Source organism: Actinomycetospora succinea (genome assembly GCF_004363095.1).
Classification (GTDB): Bacteria; Actinomycetota; Actinomycetes; order Mycobacteriales; family Pseudonocardiaceae; genus Actinomycetospora; species Actinomycetospora succinea.
Genome location: NZ_SNYO01000005.1, coordinates 82,761 through 97,805 on the forward strand (window position 1 = coordinate 82,761; position 15,045 = coordinate 97,805).

Genomic DNA, 15,045 nt, shown 5'->3' on the forward strand with positions numbered 1-15,045 from the left:
GCGGGGCCGCTCACTCGGGAGCGGCCTCTGCGTGGGCGGCCCGCCGCTCGATCTCCGAGAGCACCTCGGGCCCGAGGACGGTGATGTCGCCCGCACCCATCGTCACGACGAGGTCGCCGGGCCGGGCGAGGTCGGCGAGCAGCGCCGGGACCTGGCCCCACGAGGGCTCGTAGTGCACGTGCTCGCGGGGCAGCGTGAGCTGGCGGGCGATCAGCTCGCCGTTGACGCCGGGCTCGGGCTGCTCGCGGGCGCCGTAGACGTCGAGCACCACGACCTCGTCGGCCAGCGAGAGCGCGGCGCCGAACTCGGCGGCGAAGTCCCGCGTGCGCGAGTACAGGTGCGGCTGGAACGCGACGATGAGGCGCCCGCTCTCCCCGAGCACCGGGCGGGCGGCGCGCAGCTGGGCGGCGACCTTGGTGGGCGCGTGGGCGTAGTCGTCGTACACCCGCACCCCGGACGCGGTGCCCCGGTACTCGAAGCGGCGGCGCACCCCGTCGAACCCGGCGAGCCCGCCGAGCAGGCCGTCGATCGGCGCGCCGAGGTCGAGGCCCGCGAGCAGGGCGGCGCAGGCGTTGAGCGCCTGGTGCTCCCCCGGCACGCCGAGGCGCAGCTCGTGCTCCTGGCCGGCGAGACGGATCCGCAGGATCCCGGCGGAGCCCTCGGCGCGGTAGTCGAGGACCTGCACGTCGTCGGGGCCCGTCGCCGCGCGACCGTAGCGGCGCACGCGCACCCCGGCCTCGGCGGCGCGGTCGCCGAGGGTCGCCGAGCCGCCGTCGTCGGCGCAGACCACGAGCGCGCCGCCGGGCTCGATGCGCGCCGCGAACGCGTCGAACACGGCCATGTACGCCTCGGCGGTGCCGTGGTGGTCGAGGTGGTCGGGCTCCACGTTGGTCACGATCGCGACGGCCGGGGAGTACGCGAGGAACGAGCCGTCGCTCTCGTCGGCCTCCGCGACGAAGACGTCGCCCAGGCCGTGGTGGGCGCTCGAGCCCGAGGCGAGCAGGTCGCCGCCGATCATGAACGACGGGTCCTCGCCGCAGGCCTGCAGCGCGACCACGAGCATCGAGGTCGTCGAGGTCTTGCCGGCGCTGCCCGAGACGCAGGCGGCGCGGTGGTCGGCCATGAGCTCGGCGAGCACCGCCGAGCGGTGCAGCACCGGGATGCCGCGCGCGGCGGCCTCGAGCAGCTCGGGGTTGTCCGGGTCGGCCTGGTGCACGGCCTTCGTGGTGACGAGGCACGTCGGGCCGCCCGGCAGCAGGTCCAGGTTGTGGGCGTCGTGGCCGACGGTGACCTCGGCGCCGAGCGTGCGCAGGGCGAGCACGGCGCGGGAGTCCTTGGCGTCCGAGCCGGACACCATCGCGCCGCGCGCCAGGAGGATCCGCGCGATGCCGCTCATCGCCGCCCCGCCCGCGCCGATGAAGTGCACGCGCGAGAGCAGGTTCGGCAACGGGGGCACCCCGGAGTCGGTCCCGACCTGCCGCTCGACCTCGGTGGGGCTCATGCCTACGTCCTCCCCGTCGCGCTCGCGCCCACGTGACCCGCCACGTCGAGCACCGTCCGCGCCAGTGTCTCGTCCGCCCCCGCGTGGCCCGAACGCCGGGCCGCCTCCGCGGTCGCGGCGAGGCGCGCGGGGTCCTCGACGAGCCCGGTGACGAGCTCGGCGACCTTCTCCCCGGTGAGCTCGGCGTCCGGCACGATGACGCCGCCACCGGCGTCGACCACCGGCTTCGCGTTGAGCTCCTGCTCGCCGTTGCCGTGCGGGAGCGGGACGTAGACCGCGGGCAGCCCGACCGTCGAGACCTCGGCGACGGTCATCGCGCCCGACCGGCACAGGGCGACGTCCGCGGCGGCGTAGGCGAGGTCCATCCGCTCGAGGTAGGGCACCGGGACGTAGCCGGGCGCCTCGACCGTGGGCTCGTTCTTCGGCCCGTGCGCGTGCAGCACCCACACCCCGGCGGCGGTCAGCGCGGGCACGGCCGCCGACACGGCCTCGTTCAGCGAGCGCGCGCCCTGCGAGCCGCCGAACACCAGCAGGACGGGCGCCTGCGGGTCGAGCCCGAAGTGCTCGCGGGCCTGCGCGCGCAGGCCGGCGCGGTCGAGGTCGGTGATGGCGCGGCGCAGCGGGATGCCGATGACGCGCGCGCCGGCGAGCCCGCTGCCGGGCACGGCGGCGAGGACCTCGCGCGCGAACCGGGCGCCGACCTTGTTGGCGATGCCGGCGCGGGCGTTGGCCTCGTGCACGACGATCGGGAGGCGCATCGAGGCGGCGGCGAGGTAGGCGGGCAGCGCGACGTAGCCGCCGAAGCCGACGACGACGTCGGCGCCGACCTCGCGCAGCACCTCCCGGGTCCGGCGCACCGAGCGCACGACCCGGTAGGGCAGCCGGGCGAGGTCGGCGTTGGGCTTGCGGGGCAGCGGCACCGGCGGGATCAGCTCGAGCGGGTAGCCGCGCGCCGGGATCAGGCGGGTGTCGAGGCCCTTCTCGGTGCCGAGGGCCGTGACCCGCGCGTCCGGGCGCAGCCTGCGCACCGCGTCGGCGGTGGCGAGGGCGGGCTCGACGTGCCCCGCGCTGCCGCCGCCGGCCACGACCACCGAGAGGTTGTCCATCCCCCCATGGTCCGGATCGCCCGCGGCGCCCGTCACCGGCCCCCTCCCCGCGGCCCGGTGCGCGGCGTCGGGCGCGAGGCGACCTCGGGCTCGGGCAGGCGCAGGGCCCGGGCGAGCCGGCCCTGGCCGTGGGCGCGCAGCACCCGCGCCGCCTCCGGCTCGTGGCGCGCGAAGTTCGCGAGCAGGCCGCCGGAGAGCAGGGCGAGCGCGAGCGACGTGCCGCCCGAGGACACCAGCGGCAGCGGGATGCCGGTGACCGGGAGCAGCCCGACGACGTAGCCGATGTTGATGCAGGCCTGCGCGACCAGCCAGACCGTGAGCGTCGAGGCGACGACGCGGATCCACGGGTCCGCGCTGCGCACCGCGATCCGCAGGCCCACGTAGGCGAGCGTCGCGAACAGGGCGATGACGGCCGCCGCCCCGACGAACCCGAGCTCCTCGCCGATGATCGCGAAGATGAAGTCGTTGTCGGCGTTGGGCAGGTAGTCCCACTTCGCGCGGCCCTGGCCCAGCCCGGCGCCGAACAGGCCGCCGTCGGCGAGCGAGTACAGCGCCTGTCGGGCCTGGTAGGCGGGGCCGAGCGGGTCGGCCGCCTCCGGGTTGAGGAACGCGGTGATGCGGCTCTGCCGGTAGGTGGCGACGATCCCGAGCACCACCGAGGCGACGACGCCGCTGGACACGATGAACGCCATCAGACCGAGCGGCGCGCACGCGAACCAGAGCAGCGCGAACACGATGATCATCAGCGAGATCGTCGTGCCGAGGTCGGGCTGCGCGAGCACGAGGCCGAGCACCGCCAGCGACACCGGGAGCAGCGGCATCAGCGCGGCCCGCCAGGTCCGCGGGTGCGGGCGGTGGCGCACGAGGACGTGCGCGCCCCACAGCGCCAGCGCGATCTTCGTCAGCTCCGAGGGCTGCAGCGAGAGCCCGGCGACGCGGAACCAGCTGCGCGACCCGTTGACGACCGCGCCCAGCCCCGGGACGAGCACGAGCACGAGCAGCACCAGGCAGCCGGCGAGGAGCCAGGGGCTCGCGGCGCGCAGCTTGCGCGGCGGCACGCGCAGGCCGAGCCAGAACAGCGCGAGGCCGATCAGCGCGAACACGGCCTGGCGGAAGAACACCCCGTACGACGAGCCGCCCGCCGCGTACGACGACACCGCCGACGCCGAGAGCACCATGACCAGGCCGAGCGCGGTGAGCAGCCCGAACACCGCGAGCACGAGGTGCAGCGAGGTCAGCGGGCGCTCGAGCCACTGGTGCAGCGTCGTGCGGGCGGCGGCGAGGACGCCGGGACGGGACGGACCCCGCCCCGCGCGACCCTGCCGGCCCGGACCGCGGGCCGGCGCGCTCACGTCTGCGGGAGGGTCTCGACGTCGGGGGTGGTCGCCGCCCCGTGGGGGCCGACGCCGCCCGCGACCGTGCGCGCCGCCGCGGCGAACGCGTCACCGCGCGCTGCGTAGTCGCGGAACATGTCCATCGACGCCGCGGCGGGGGCGAGCAGCACCGTGTCGCCGGGCCGCGCCAGGGTGGCGGCGGCCCGCGCGGCGCGCAGCATGCCGTCGGTGCCGTGCTCGGGTTCGCTCACCGCGCCATCGTCACCCCCGCCCACGTCCAGGACGGGGACCTCGGGGGCGTGTCGCGCCAGCGCGGCGGCCACGACCGCCCGGTCGCGGCCCAGGACGACGGCCCCGGCGAGGCGCCCGCGGTGGGCCACGACGACGTCGGTGACGTCCGCGCCCTTGAGCAGCCCGCCCGCCACCCAGACGACGCCGGGGTGCGCGGCGAGCGAGGCCGCGGCCGCGTGGGGGTTGGTGGCCTTCGAGTCGTCGACCCAGCGGATCCCGCCGGCCTCGGCCACGACGGCCCCGCGGTGCGGGCCCGGCGCGACCGCGCGCAGCCCGGCGGCCACCGCCTCCGGGGACACGCCGTGGGCGCGGGCGAGCGCCGCCGCGGCCAGCGCGTTCGCCTCGCCGGGCGGTCCGGGCGGGGCGACGTCGGTGATCTCCGCCAGCGTGACCCGGTCCCCGAACGCCCGGTCCACCAGGTGACCGTCGACGATCCCCAGCTCGCCGGGCGCCGGCTCGCCGCGGGTGAACCCGACGTGGCGCGGGGCGGGCGACGCGAGCAGCAGCGCCGCCGCCTCACGGTCGTCGAGGCCCCCGACGGCGACCTCCCCGCGCAGCACCCGGGCCTTCGCCGCGCCGTAGGCGGCCATCGAGCCGTGCCAGTCGAGGTGGTCCTCGGCGAGGTTGAGCACCGCGCCCGCGAACGGGCGCACCGACGGCGACCACTCGAGCTGGAAGCTGGAGAGCTCCACGGCGAGCACCCGGTGCCCGGCGCGCAGCGCGTCGACGATCGGCAGCCCGATGTTGCCGCAGGCGACGGTGTCCTCCCCCGCCGCGCGCAGGATCGCCTCGAGCATCGTCGTCGTCGTGGTCTTGCCGTTCGTGCCGGTGACGGCGAGCCAGCGCGGCGGGCCGTCCGGGCACACCGCCGGGTCCTCCCCCAGCCACCAGGCCAGCTCGGGCTCGCCGACCATCGGCACGTCGGCGGCCCGCGCGGCCAGCGCCAGCGGGGAGTCGGTGCGGAAGCCGGGGCTGGTGACGACGAGGTCGCAGCCCTCCGGCAGGGCGCTCAGCTCGCGGGTCCTGGCCACCGGCCGGTCGCCCAGCGTGTCGAGCTGGGCCGGGTCGCCGTCGGCGACGGTCACGCGCGCGCCGAGGTGCAGCAGCACGTCCACGGCGGAGAGCCCGGTGCGCCGCGCCCCGGCGACGAGGACGTGCCGCTCGGGCCAGGCCTGCTCAACCACCCGACGCCGCCAGCCATTCGCTGTAGAACAGCCCCAGCCCCAGCGCGCAGCAGATCGCCGCGAGCAGCCAGAACCGGATGATGACCGTGGTCTCCGCCCAGCCCGCCAGCTCGAAGTGGTGGTGGAACGGCGCCATCCGGAACGGCCGCCGTCGCGTGGTCCGGAAGACCGCGACCTGGATGACCACCGACAGCGCCTCGACCACGAACACGCCGCCGAGCACCACGAGCAGCAGCTCGGTGCGCGTCACCATGGCCAGGCCGGCGAAGAGCCCGCCGAGCGCGAGCGACCCGGTGTCGCCCATGAAGATCCGTGCCGGGGCCGCGTTCCACCACAGGAACCCGATGCACGCCCCCATCGCCGCGGCCGCGACGAGCGTGATGTCGAGCGGATCTCTGACCTGGTAGCAGCCCGCCTCGATCTGCACGCCGCAGGCGTTGCGGAACTGCCAGAACGACACGATCAGATAGGTCGCCAGCACCATCGCCGAGGTGCCCGCGGCGAGGCCGTCGAGCCCGTCGGTCAGGTTCACCGCGTTCGAGGCCGCCGTGACGATCAGGTAGCAGAACAGCACGAACCCGACCGCGCCGAAGCCGACCACCGCGATGTCGCGCACGAACGAGAGGTTCGTGGACACGGGTCGCAGGCCCTGTTCGTCGGGGAACTGCAGTGCCAGCACCGCGAACACCACGGCGCTGACGAACTGGCCGACGAGCTTCGCCGTCTTGTTCAGGCCCAGGTTGCGCTGCCGCCGGATCTTGATGAAGTCGTCGAGGAACCCGACGACCCCCAGCGCCGTCATCAGCATCAGCACCAGCAGCGCCGACGCCGAGATCGCGACGTCGCCGACGAGGTGCGCGGCGAGGTAGCCGACCCAGACCGCCGCGAGGATCGCGACACCGCCCATGGTCGGCGTGCCCCGCTTGCCGCGGTGGCTCTGCGGACCCTCCTCGCGGATCTCCTGCCCGAACCCCTGCTTGATGAACAGGCGGATCACGTACGGGGTCAGGAGGATCGACACGGCCAGCGCGACCCCTGCCGCCACCAGCACGCCCCTCATCGGGCTCCTCCCTCGATGGTCCGGCTCCGCTTCGCTGCGCGTCCCGCGTCGACCAGGACCTCGGCCACCTTCTCCAGCCCCGCGGACCGCGACGCCTTGATCAGCACGACGTCGCCGGGGGCCACGCCGGCGGTCACGAGCTCGGCGGCCGCCGCGGCGTCGGGCACCAGACGGGAGTCGACGCCCTCCGACGCCGCCGCCTCGTGCAGCGGCCGGGCCGCGTCCCCCACGACGATCAGGCGCTCCACCCCGGTGCGGGCGACCTCGCGCCCGATCTCGGTGTGGGCGAGGGGGCCGTCGTCGCCGAGCTCGGCCATGGCGCCGAGCACCGCGGTGTGGCGCCCGCCCATGGCCCCGAGCGTCGCGAGCGCGGCCCGCATCGACTCGGGGTTCGCGTTGTACGCGTCGTTGAGCACCCGCACGCCGTCGGCGCGCTCGGTGAGCTCCATCCGCCAGCGCGACCGCGGCGCGGCAGCGGCGAGGCGCTCGGCGATCTGCGCGACGCCCAGGCCCGCCTCGAGGGCGACCGCGGCGGCGGCGAGGGCGTTGTCGACGTGGTGGGCGCCGTGCAGCGCGAGCCGGACCGGGGCCTCGCCGACCGGGGTGACCAGGCGGAACGCGGCGCGCCCGGCGTCGTCGAGCGTCACGTCGACCGCCCGGACCGACGCCTGCGGCGCCCGCCCGGCGTGCACGACGCGCGCGGCGGTGCGGCGCTCCATCACCGCGACCACCGGGTCGTCGGCGCCGAGGACGGCGACACCGTCGCTCGGGAGGGCCTCCACCAGCTCGCCCTTGGCCTGCGCGATCGCCTCGCGGGAGCCGAACTCGCCGAGGTGCGCCGACCCGACGTTGAGCACCACGCCGATCCGCGGCGGCGCCACCCGGCACAGCGCGGCGACGTGGCCGGGCCCGCGCGCGGAGAGCTCGAGGACGAGGTGGCGGGTGCTCGTCGTGGCCCGCAGCGCGGTCCACGGGTGGCCGAGCTCGTTGTTGAACGACCCGGGCGGCGCGACGGTCTCGCCGAGCCCTTCCAGGAGGTGCGCGGTGAGGTCCTTGGTGGAGGTCTTGCCCGACGAGCCGGTGATCCCGACGACGAGCAGCCCGTCGGCGGTGAGGACGTCGACGACGTGGCGCGCCAGCAGGGCCAGCGCCGCGAGCACCCCGGCGCCCGCGCCGCCCGCGTCGGCGGCGAGGACGTACGGGCTCGAGACGGTCTCCACCGGCGGCACGATCACCGCCGGCGCGTCGACCTCGCGGGCGGCGAGCACCCCGGCGGCGCCGGCCGTCATGGCGGCGCCCACGAAGTCGTGCCCGTCGACGCGCTCGCCGGGCAGGGCGACGAACAGGCCGCCGGGCGTGACGGCGCGGCTGTCGAACTCGACGGAGCCGGTGACCCGCTCCTCCCCCGTGGCGGCGTGCAGCCGTCCCCCGGTGGCGCGGGCGACGTCGGCGAGGGTCAGCTCGATCACGGGCGACCCCCCGTGACGAGCGCGCGCTCCAGCTCCTCGACGTCGGAGAACGGGAGCTTCTCGTCGCCGACCTGCTGGCCGGTCTCGTGGCCCTTGCCGGCCACGACGACGACGTCGCCCGGGCGGGCCTCGGCGACCGCGGCCGCGATGGCGGCGCGCCGGTCGCCGATCTCGTCGACGACGGCGCCCGCGACGTCGCGGGCACCGGCGAGCACCTCGGCGCGGATCGCGGCCGGGTCCTCGGAGCGAGGGTTGTCGTCGGTGACCCAGAGGTGGTCGGAGAGCTGGGCGCCGAGGCGGCCCATGACGGGGCGCTTGGCGCGGTCACGGTCGCCGCCGCAGCCCAGGACGGTGAGCAGGCGCCCGTCCGTCCCGGCACGCAGCGTCTCGAGCAGCGCCTCGACGGCCGCCGGCTTGTGGGCGTAGTCGACGACCGCGAGGAACGGCTGGCCCGCCTCGACGCGCTGCATCCGGCCCGGCACCCGGACCTCGGCGAGGCCGCGGGCGAGCACGGCCGGGTCGTACCCGGTGGCGGCGCCGCAGGCCAGCGCGAGCAGGGCGTTGGTGACGTTGAAGGCGCCGGGCAGGCGCACGGCCACCGGCAGCACGAGCCCGTCGGGGCCGTGGACGGTGAAGCGCTGGGTTCCGTCGGGCAGGGCGACGACGTCCTCGGCGCGCCAGTCGGCGTCGGGGGCCCCGACCGTGACGGTGCGGTCCGTCACCAGCCGCCGGCCCCAGGGACCGTCGACGCAGACGATCTCGCGCTGCGAGCGCCCGTCGAACAGGCGCGCCTTGGCGGCGAAGTAGTCCTCCATGTCGGCGTGGAAGTCGAGGTGCTCGGCCGAGAGGTTGGTGAAGGCGCCGACCGCGAACCGTGTCCCCGCGACACGGCCCAGCGCGAGGGCGTGGCTGGAGACCTCCATGGCGACGTGGGTCGCGCCGTCGTCGGCCATCCGGGCGAGCAGGGCCTGCAGGTCGGGGGCCTCGGGCGTCGTGAAGGCGCTGGGCAGGCGCCGCCCGCCGAGCCGCGTCTCCACGGTGCCGATGAGGCCCGTGGTGGCGCCGGCCGCCGCGAGCGCCGCCTCGAGCAGGTAGACGGTGGTGGTCTTGCCGCTGGTGCCGGTGACGCCGAGGACGTCGACGCGCGTCGAGGGGTCGCCGTAGACCAAGGCGGACGCCGGGCCGATCGCGGCGCGCGGGTCCGCGTGGACGAGGACGGGAACGCCGGCGTCCTTGACCGCGGCGCGCTCGGCGCCTGCCGTGTCGGTCAGCACCGCCACCGCGCCGCGCTCCAGCGCCTGGCCCGCGAAGTCCGCGCCGTGGGCCCGGGCGCCGGGCAGCGCGGCGAACAGGTCGCCGGGCCGGACCTCGTGGGCCCGCAGCGTGGCCCCGGTGACGCGTGCGCCGGCGTCGCCGACGATCTCCACCGGCCCGTCGTCCGGGCGGGCGGAGCGGATGCGCTCGGCCAGGGCAGTGATCACGACGGGCTCCGTCCGACGGGGCCGCAACGGGCCCGTGTCGGTCTCCTCGGGGACGCCCCCGCTGTCGCCCCCGGAGGCATCACCGCCGACCCGCCCCCGGGCGGGCCCGGCGGCGTCGTCGAAGGTCCTCGGCGGTGCGGCGGGCACGATCGCGCAGGCTACTCACCGTCTCCGCGGCCGCTCCGCGGGCCCTGTGGCCTGCGGGGCGGCTGAGACCCGTGGGTCAGGGGAGAGTGAGCGGCACCTCGCGCGGCGGGGCGGTCGACACCGGCACGGCCCCGTGCTGGGCGAGGTAGCTGCCGATCTCGTGGAACAGCGGCGCCGCGGAGTCGCCGCCCGGCGGGCGGTCGAGCATCAGCGCGACGATGTAGCGCGGGTCCTGCGCGGGGAACATGCCCGCGAAGGTGATCCAGTAGTTCGACTGCGAGTAGCAGCCGCAGCCCGGGTCGACCTGCTGGGCGGTCCCGGTCTTGCCGGCCACCGGGTACCCGGGCATCGCCGCCGCGGGCCCGGTGCCCCGGTTGCCGCCACGGCCGTCCTGGGTCACCGACTGCAGCATGTCGCGCATCGTCCGGGCCGTCTCCGGGCTCATCGCCCGCACGCCCTCGGGCGCCGGCGACGGGATGCGCACCCCGTCCCCGCCGACCTCGGCCTCGACCACTCGCGGCGGCACGCGGACGCCGTCGTTGGCGACCGCCTGGTACATGCTCGCCATCTGCAGGGTCGTCATCGACAGGCCCTGACCGATCGGCAGGTTGCCGAACGTCGAGCCCGACCAGTCCTCGCGGGCCGGCACCGACCCGGGGCTCTCGCCGGGCAGCTCGATGCCCGTGCGCTGCCCGATCCCGAGCGCGCGCAGCATCGCGTTGAAGCGATCCGGTCCGAGGCGCTGCGCCGTCATCAGCGTGCCGACGTTCGACGAGCGGCCGAGGACGCCGTTGAGCGTGAGGTTGATCGTCCCGTGCGACCAGGCGTCGCTGATCGTCCGGTCGGCGACCCGGATGCTGCCCGGGACCTGCAGGACGTCCTCGGGTCGGGCGACGCCGTTCTCGATCGCGGCGGCCATCGTCACGAGCTTGTTGACCGAGCCCGGCTCGAACGGCGAGGTCACCGACGGGTTGCTCAGCTGCGCACCCGCCGCGCCCGGCGCCGCCGGGTTGAAGCCCCCCGAGTTGGCCATCGAGAGCACCTGGCCGGTGTGCGCGTCGAGGACGACGGCGCTGCCGTTGCGCGCCCCGACCCGCGCGGTGTAGTCGCGCAGGCGCTGCTCGACGGCGTACTGCAGGTCGGTGTCGAGGGTGAGGACGACGTCGCGGCCCGCCTGCGCGGGCTGCTCGGCGCGCGTGGTGCCCGGGATGACGGCGTCGCTGCCCTCGGCGGTGTCGACGACCCGGAACCCGTCGGTGCCGGCGAGCGTCGTGTCGAGCGCGCTCTCCAGGCCGATCGAGCCACGGATCTTCTGGCGGTCCATGTTCCAGGAGGCGCTGCCGACGACGGTCGACGCGACGTCGCCCGCCGGGTACTGGCGCGACTCGCGGTCCTCCTCGGCGATCTCCGGGAACGCCTCGCGCACCTGGCGGGCCGCGCCCGGGTCGACCAGCGGGGCGAGCACGACGTAGGCGCGGTCGGAGGTCAGCGACGCGAAGATCGGGCCGGGGTCGAGGCCGAGGATGCGGCCCATGCCGACGGCGATCGCCGACTTGCGCTGGTCCGGCGTCGGCGCGCCCGGCTGGGAGCGCACGGCCGGGTCGTTCCAGTCGTCCGTGATCCGCCGCGGGTTCGCGACGAGCGCCTTGGCCTCGACGCTGAACGCCAGCGGCGTGCCGTAGCGGTCGAGGATCGCGCCGCGCTCGGCCGGCACGTTGAGCCGCGTGGTGCGCTGCTGCGCCGCGTCCGCGGACAGCTCGCCGGCGCGGATGCCCTGGACCTCGACCAGCTTCAGCGTGCACAGCAGCAGCACGGCCACCAGCAGCACCCGGCCGACGCGCAGCCGGCGCCGCGGGTCCGGCGGGCGCGACGCGGGGCGGCGGGCGGGGCGGCGCGGCGGCGGGGGCGGCGGCGAGGGCCGGCGCCCGCTCGGGGCGCGGCCACCGGGCGCGCGGGCCGGCGGCCGGCTCAGGGTCGGCGCGCTGCGCGCCATCACTGCCCGACCGGGGTGGCGGCGGTGTCGTCCCGGGGCTGGTCGTCCCGGGGCCGGTCGTTCTGGGCCTGGTCGTTCTGGGGCTGGTCGTTGCTCGGGACCGCGGCGAGGTGGTCCTCGGCCGCCGCGGCGCCGGCGGGGGCCGGGGCCGGCTGCCCGTCGGTCGCTGCCTGGGCGCCGTTGGCGTTCGGCGCGGGCTGGGCCGGCGCGGCGGGCGTGGGCGGCGGGGCGGCCGCCTGTGCGGGCCGGGCGTCGCCGATCACCTGCGAGGTCCCGTCCGGCGCGACCAGCAGCACCGCGGGCTCGCCGGCGGGGACCATGCCCTGCGCGCGGGCGGCGGCAGCCAGTGCGGGCGCGGACTGCGCGGCCGCGACGTCGCGGTGCAGGCGCTCGGTCTGCTCGGAGAGGTCGCGGGCGACCTGGCGGGCCTCGTCGAGGCGGTAGGAGTCGGCGGCCGCGGCGGTCGAGAGCCACAGGGTCGCGACCAGGCCGCCGGTGAGCAGCACCATGATCAGGAGCACGAACGGCGCGGTGCCCCCGGAGCGGGCGTCGGCCGGGGCGGTCGTCGCGGCGGGGCGGGTCGACGCGGCCGGGCGCGTCGACGTGCCGCTGCGGCGCGCGGCGTCCCGCCCGGTGTCCCGGCGGGGTTCGGTGCGCGTGGTCGTGCGCGTGCTCGTCCCCGTGCGGGGCTCGGTCAGGGTCGCGCTGCTCATGCTGCGGCCTCCCGCACTCGCTCGGCGGCACGCAGCCGCACCGACGCCGCTCGGGGGTTGGCGGCGATCTCGTCGTCGTCGGCCTTCTCCGCGCCGCGGGTCAGCAGGCGCAGTTCGGGCTCGTCCTCGGGGCGCACCACCGGCATGTCCGGTGGAGCCTTCGAGCGGCTGTGCTCGGCGAGCACCCGCTTGACGATGCGGTCCTCCAGGGACTGGTAGGACATGACGACCACCCGGCCGCCCACCGCGAGCGCGCGGACCGCGTCCGGGACGGCCGTGGTCACCGCGTCGAGCTCGCCGTTGACCTCCACCCGCAGCGCCTGGAACGTCCGCTTCGCGGGGTTGCCGCCGGTGCGGCGCGCCGCGGCCGGGATGGCGCTCTCGAGGAGGGCGACGAGCTCCGCGCTGGTCCGCAACGGAGCCCGCCGCCGGGCACGCACGACGGCCTCGACGATGCGCCGGGCCGCACGCTCCTCGCCGTAGTCGTGGAGCACCCGGATCAGGTCGCCGGGTGCGTAGGTGTTGAGGACGTCCGCGGCGGTCGGGCCGGTCGTCGGGTCCATCCGCATGTCCAGGGGCGCGTCGCGGGAGTAGGAGAAGCCGCGCTCGTCCTCGTCGAGCTGCATGGAGGAGACGCCGAGGTCGAACAGCACGCCCTGGACGGCGTCGTAGCCGAGGTCGTCGAGCACCTCGGGCAGCGCGTCGAAGACGGCGTGGACGAAGTGGGTCCGATCGGCGTAGGGCGCGAGTCGCGTTCGGGCAAGCCGCAGCGCCGATTCATCTCTATCAACACCCACAAGAGTGAGTCTCGAGTGCTGAGAAAGGAGCGCGGCGGAGTGGCCGCCGGCCCCCAGGGTGGCGTCGACGAGGACGGCGTCGCGATCGGCGAGGGCGGGGTCGAACAGGGAGACGATGCGGTCGAGCAGGACCGGGACGTGGCGCTCGCCCGCGCCGCCCGGGGCCGCCCCCGGGGGCTCCTCCGCCCCGTGCTCGTCCACCGCACGCCCTCCACCGACTCGTCGCCCACCGTGTGCAGGGACCACGGGCCGAGTCGGCCCGTGGTCCCGGGGGCCCGATGTCGTCACGTCCCGGTCCGCAGATCGACGGACCTGGCGCCGGGGAAGGTGCGCCAGGGCCGTCGCCCTGCGGGCCGGGGCCTCACGGCACCGGACCGTGCGCCCCGCGCGGGGCGCCGCCTGTTCGCTTGTCGTCGGTGCGGTCGGCGTCAGAAGACGCCGGGCAGCACTTCCTGCTGAGCCTGGGCGTAGCCGGCCTCGTGCTCGTCCTGGTAGCGGCTCCACGCGGCGCTGTCCCAGATCTCGAGGCGGCTGACCGCACCGATCACGGTGCAGTCCCGCTCGAGCCCGGCGTAGCGACGCAGTTCGGCCGCGATCGGGATGCGGCCCTGGGAGTCGGGGCGCTGCTCGTCGGTGCCGGCGAACAGGTAGCGCTGGTACGCGCGCACCCGCTCGTCGGTGAACGGCGCCTCGGCCACCTTGCGGGCCATCTGCTCGAACTCGTCACGGGGGAACACGTAGAGACAGTGGTCCTGGCCCTTCGTGATCATCAGCCCCCCTGCGAGCTCGTCGCGGAACTTCGCGGGCAAGGTCAACCTGCCCTTGTCGTCCAACCTCGGGGTATGGGTGCCGAGGAACACGGCCCCCACCTCCCCGGTGAGGCCCCGTTCGCCCCACTGCTCACCACCATACCCCACCTGGCCCCACAACCAAACCATCCTGCGAGCGTGGTGATCCCCGATCGAGGGAGTTCTCGCTGGTCAGCGACGGTGGGGAGCGGTGGGGGAACCGCGCGTGACCCTGACGGCTCCGGGCCCCGCGAGTCCACCGACACGCCGTTCCGGGGCCGTTTCCCGCCGCTGAGCAGGGCGGATGGCGCGCGGTGGGGGGAGGTGGGGGGCGTGCGACGCCCTCGGTGGGGCGACGTGGGGGCGCGGGTGGGTGGGAGTGGAGCGCGGGGTGGGGCGGGGTGGGGAGCCCGGGCCCGTGCCGGAGATCAGGAGCGCGCTGTGCACCGCTGAGGCGCGTCGGAGGTCCATCTCGCGCTCGTGATCACGGTGCCGGCTCACTCGGCTCGCCCGCCCGCCCCGCGACCGGGGACTTCCGACGCGTCGAGGCAGCGAACACCACGTTCGCTCCCGACCCCGAGACCCGCGGAAACGACGACGCGCCGCCGACCACGAGGGTCGACGGCGCGTCGGGGGAAACCGGGGAGCGGAGCGATCTACTCCTGCTCGAAACGGCGGCGGAAGCGTTCCTCCATGCGGGAGGTGAAGCGGCTGCGCTCCTTCTCGGTGGCGGCGCCCTGCGCGGCGTCGCCCTCGGCGGCTGCCTCTTTCTTGCGGGCGCCGAACGAGGTGATCGCCAGGACGGCACCGCCGAACATGGCGAGGAAGCCCACCACGCTGACGATGATGCCCGCCGTGGAGGTACTGAACAGCACGACGCCGAGCACCAGCATCACGACGCCGATCACGAAGAGCGCGACGCCCTGGATGCGGCGGCGACGTGACGGGCGTCGGAGCTTGCCTCCCCGAACCGTGGACGCGAACTTCGGGTCCTCGTCGTAGAGAGCGCGCTCGATCTGCTCGAGCAGACGCTGCTCGTGCTCGGAGAGCGGCATGATTCTCCTCCGGCACCGGAATGGAAAATTCGCCCGACCCGTCAGGGTCTGGCGGGCATCGTCCTGATGACCCAGCACCATCCTACGAGTCCGTCGGCAGTCCGACTACCCGGACCGGCGTGTTGC

The 15,045-nt window shown here is 75.9% G+C and carries 12 protein-coding genes; all 12 read right to left on the bottom strand.

Annotation, left to right across the window (positions count from 1 at the left end; all coding sequences use genetic code 11):
* Nucleotides 1-10: 10 nt before the first annotated feature.
* Complete coding sequence (gene murC, locus EV188_RS18940) at nucleotides 11-1,501, bottom strand: UDP-N-acetylmuramate--L-alanine ligase (protein WP_208114278.1); 1,491 nt, start codon at nucleotides 1,499-1,501, stop codon at nucleotides 11-13.
* A 2-nt stretch (nucleotides 1,502-1,503) separates the two neighbouring features.
* The gene (gene murG, locus EV188_RS18945; RefSeq protein ID WP_133827869.1) at nucleotides 1,504-2,607 is read right to left on the bottom strand and encodes an undecaprenyldiphospho-muramoylpentapeptide beta-N-acetylglucosaminyltransferase; all 1,104 of its coding nucleotides are present in this window, start codon (nucleotides 2,605-2,607) and stop codon (nucleotides 1,504-1,506) included.
* Between the two features lie 32 nt (nucleotides 2,608-2,639).
* Nucleotides 2,640-3,959 (bottom strand): putative lipid II flippase FtsW, encoded by a 1,320-nt coding sequence (gene ftsW, locus EV188_RS18950; protein WP_208114279.1) that lies wholly within the window; start codon nucleotides 3,957-3,959, stop codon nucleotides 2,640-2,642.
* Nucleotides 3,956-5,416, bottom strand: coding sequence for a UDP-N-acetylmuramoyl-L-alanine--D-glutamate ligase (murD, locus tag EV188_RS18955; protein ID WP_133827870.1), 1,461 nt, complete (start codon nucleotides 5,414-5,416; stop codon nucleotides 3,956-3,958). The genes ftsW and murD overlap by 4 nt, the downstream gene beginning before the upstream one ends.
* Nucleotides 5,409-6,476, bottom strand: coding sequence for a phospho-N-acetylmuramoyl-pentapeptide-transferase (gene mraY / locus EV188_RS18960; protein ID WP_133827871.1), 1,068 nt, complete (start codon nucleotides 6,474-6,476; stop codon nucleotides 5,409-5,411). Before mraY ends, murD begins: the two co-directional genes overlap by 8 nt.
* Nucleotides 6,473-7,945, bottom strand: coding sequence for a UDP-N-acetylmuramoyl-tripeptide--D-alanyl-D-alanine ligase (locus EV188_RS18965; RefSeq protein WP_133827872.1), 1,473 nt, complete (start codon nucleotides 7,943-7,945; stop codon nucleotides 6,473-6,475). Before EV188_RS18965 ends, mraY begins: the two co-directional genes overlap by 4 nt.
* The gene (locus EV188_RS18970; RefSeq protein WP_424922935.1) at nucleotides 7,942-9,426 is read right to left on the bottom strand and encodes a UDP-N-acetylmuramoyl-L-alanyl-D-glutamate--2,6-diaminopimelate ligase; all 1,485 of its coding nucleotides are present in this window, start codon (nucleotides 9,424-9,426) and stop codon (nucleotides 7,942-7,944) included. The genes EV188_RS18965 and EV188_RS18970 overlap by 4 nt, the downstream gene beginning before the upstream one ends.
* 223 nt (nucleotides 9,427-9,649) lie before the next feature.
* Complete coding sequence (locus EV188_RS18975; RefSeq protein WP_133827873.1) at nucleotides 9,650-11,566, bottom strand: peptidoglycan D,D-transpeptidase FtsI family protein; 1,917 nt, start codon at nucleotides 11,564-11,566, stop codon at nucleotides 9,650-9,652.
* A complete protein-coding gene (gene ftsL / locus EV188_RS18980; RefSeq protein WP_133827874.1) occupies nucleotides 11,566-12,279 on the bottom strand; it encodes a cell division protein FtsL in 714 nt (237 codons plus the stop codon). Before ftsL ends, EV188_RS18975 begins: the two co-directional genes overlap by 1 nt.
* Nucleotides 12,276-13,277, bottom strand: coding sequence for a 16S rRNA (cytosine(1402)-N(4))-methyltransferase RsmH (rsmH, locus tag EV188_RS18985; RefSeq protein WP_133827875.1), 1,002 nt, complete (start codon nucleotides 13,275-13,277; stop codon nucleotides 12,276-12,278). The genes ftsL and rsmH overlap by 4 nt, the downstream gene beginning before the upstream one ends.
* Nucleotides 13,278-13,504: 227 nt before the next feature.
* Nucleotides 13,505-13,936: a division/cell wall cluster transcriptional repressor MraZ gene (gene mraZ, locus EV188_RS18990; RefSeq protein WP_133827876.1), complete on the bottom strand. Its 432-nt coding sequence runs from the start codon at nucleotides 13,934-13,936 to the stop codon at nucleotides 13,505-13,507.
* A 584-nt stretch (nucleotides 13,937-14,520) separates the two neighbouring features.
* On the bottom strand, nucleotides 14,521-14,919 hold the full coding sequence (locus EV188_RS18995) for a DUF3040 domain-containing protein (protein WP_133827877.1): 399 nt from the start codon (nucleotides 14,917-14,919) through the stop codon (nucleotides 14,521-14,523).
* Between the last annotated feature and the right edge of the window lie 126 nt (nucleotides 14,920-15,045).

What these genes read in the sequence shown, in the direction of transcription:
- murG (WP_133827869.1), bottom strand. Translation starts at nt 2,607, where the DNA reads ATGGACAACCTCTCGGTGGTCGTGGCCGGCGGCGGCAGCGCGGGGCAC.
- murC (WP_208114278.1), bottom strand. Translation starts at nt 1,501, where the DNA reads ATGAGCCCCACCGAGGTCGAGCGGCAGGTCGGGACCGACTCCGGGGTG.
- mraY (WP_133827871.1), bottom strand. Translation starts at nt 6,476, where the DNA reads ATGAGGGGCGTGCTGGTGGCGGCAGGGGTCGCGCTGGCCGTGTCGATC.
- EV188_RS18995 (WP_133827877.1), bottom strand. Translation starts at nt 14,919, where the DNA reads ATGCCGCTCTCCGAGCACGAGCAGCGTCTGCTCGAGCAGATCGAGCGC.
- ftsL (WP_133827874.1), bottom strand. Translation starts at nt 12,279, where the DNA reads ATGAGCAGCGCGACCCTGACCGAGCCCCGCACGGGGACGAGCACGCGC.
- EV188_RS18975 (WP_133827873.1), bottom strand. Translation starts at nt 11,566, where the DNA reads ATGGCGCGCAGCGCGCCGACCCTGAGCCGGCCGCCGGCCCGCGCGCCC.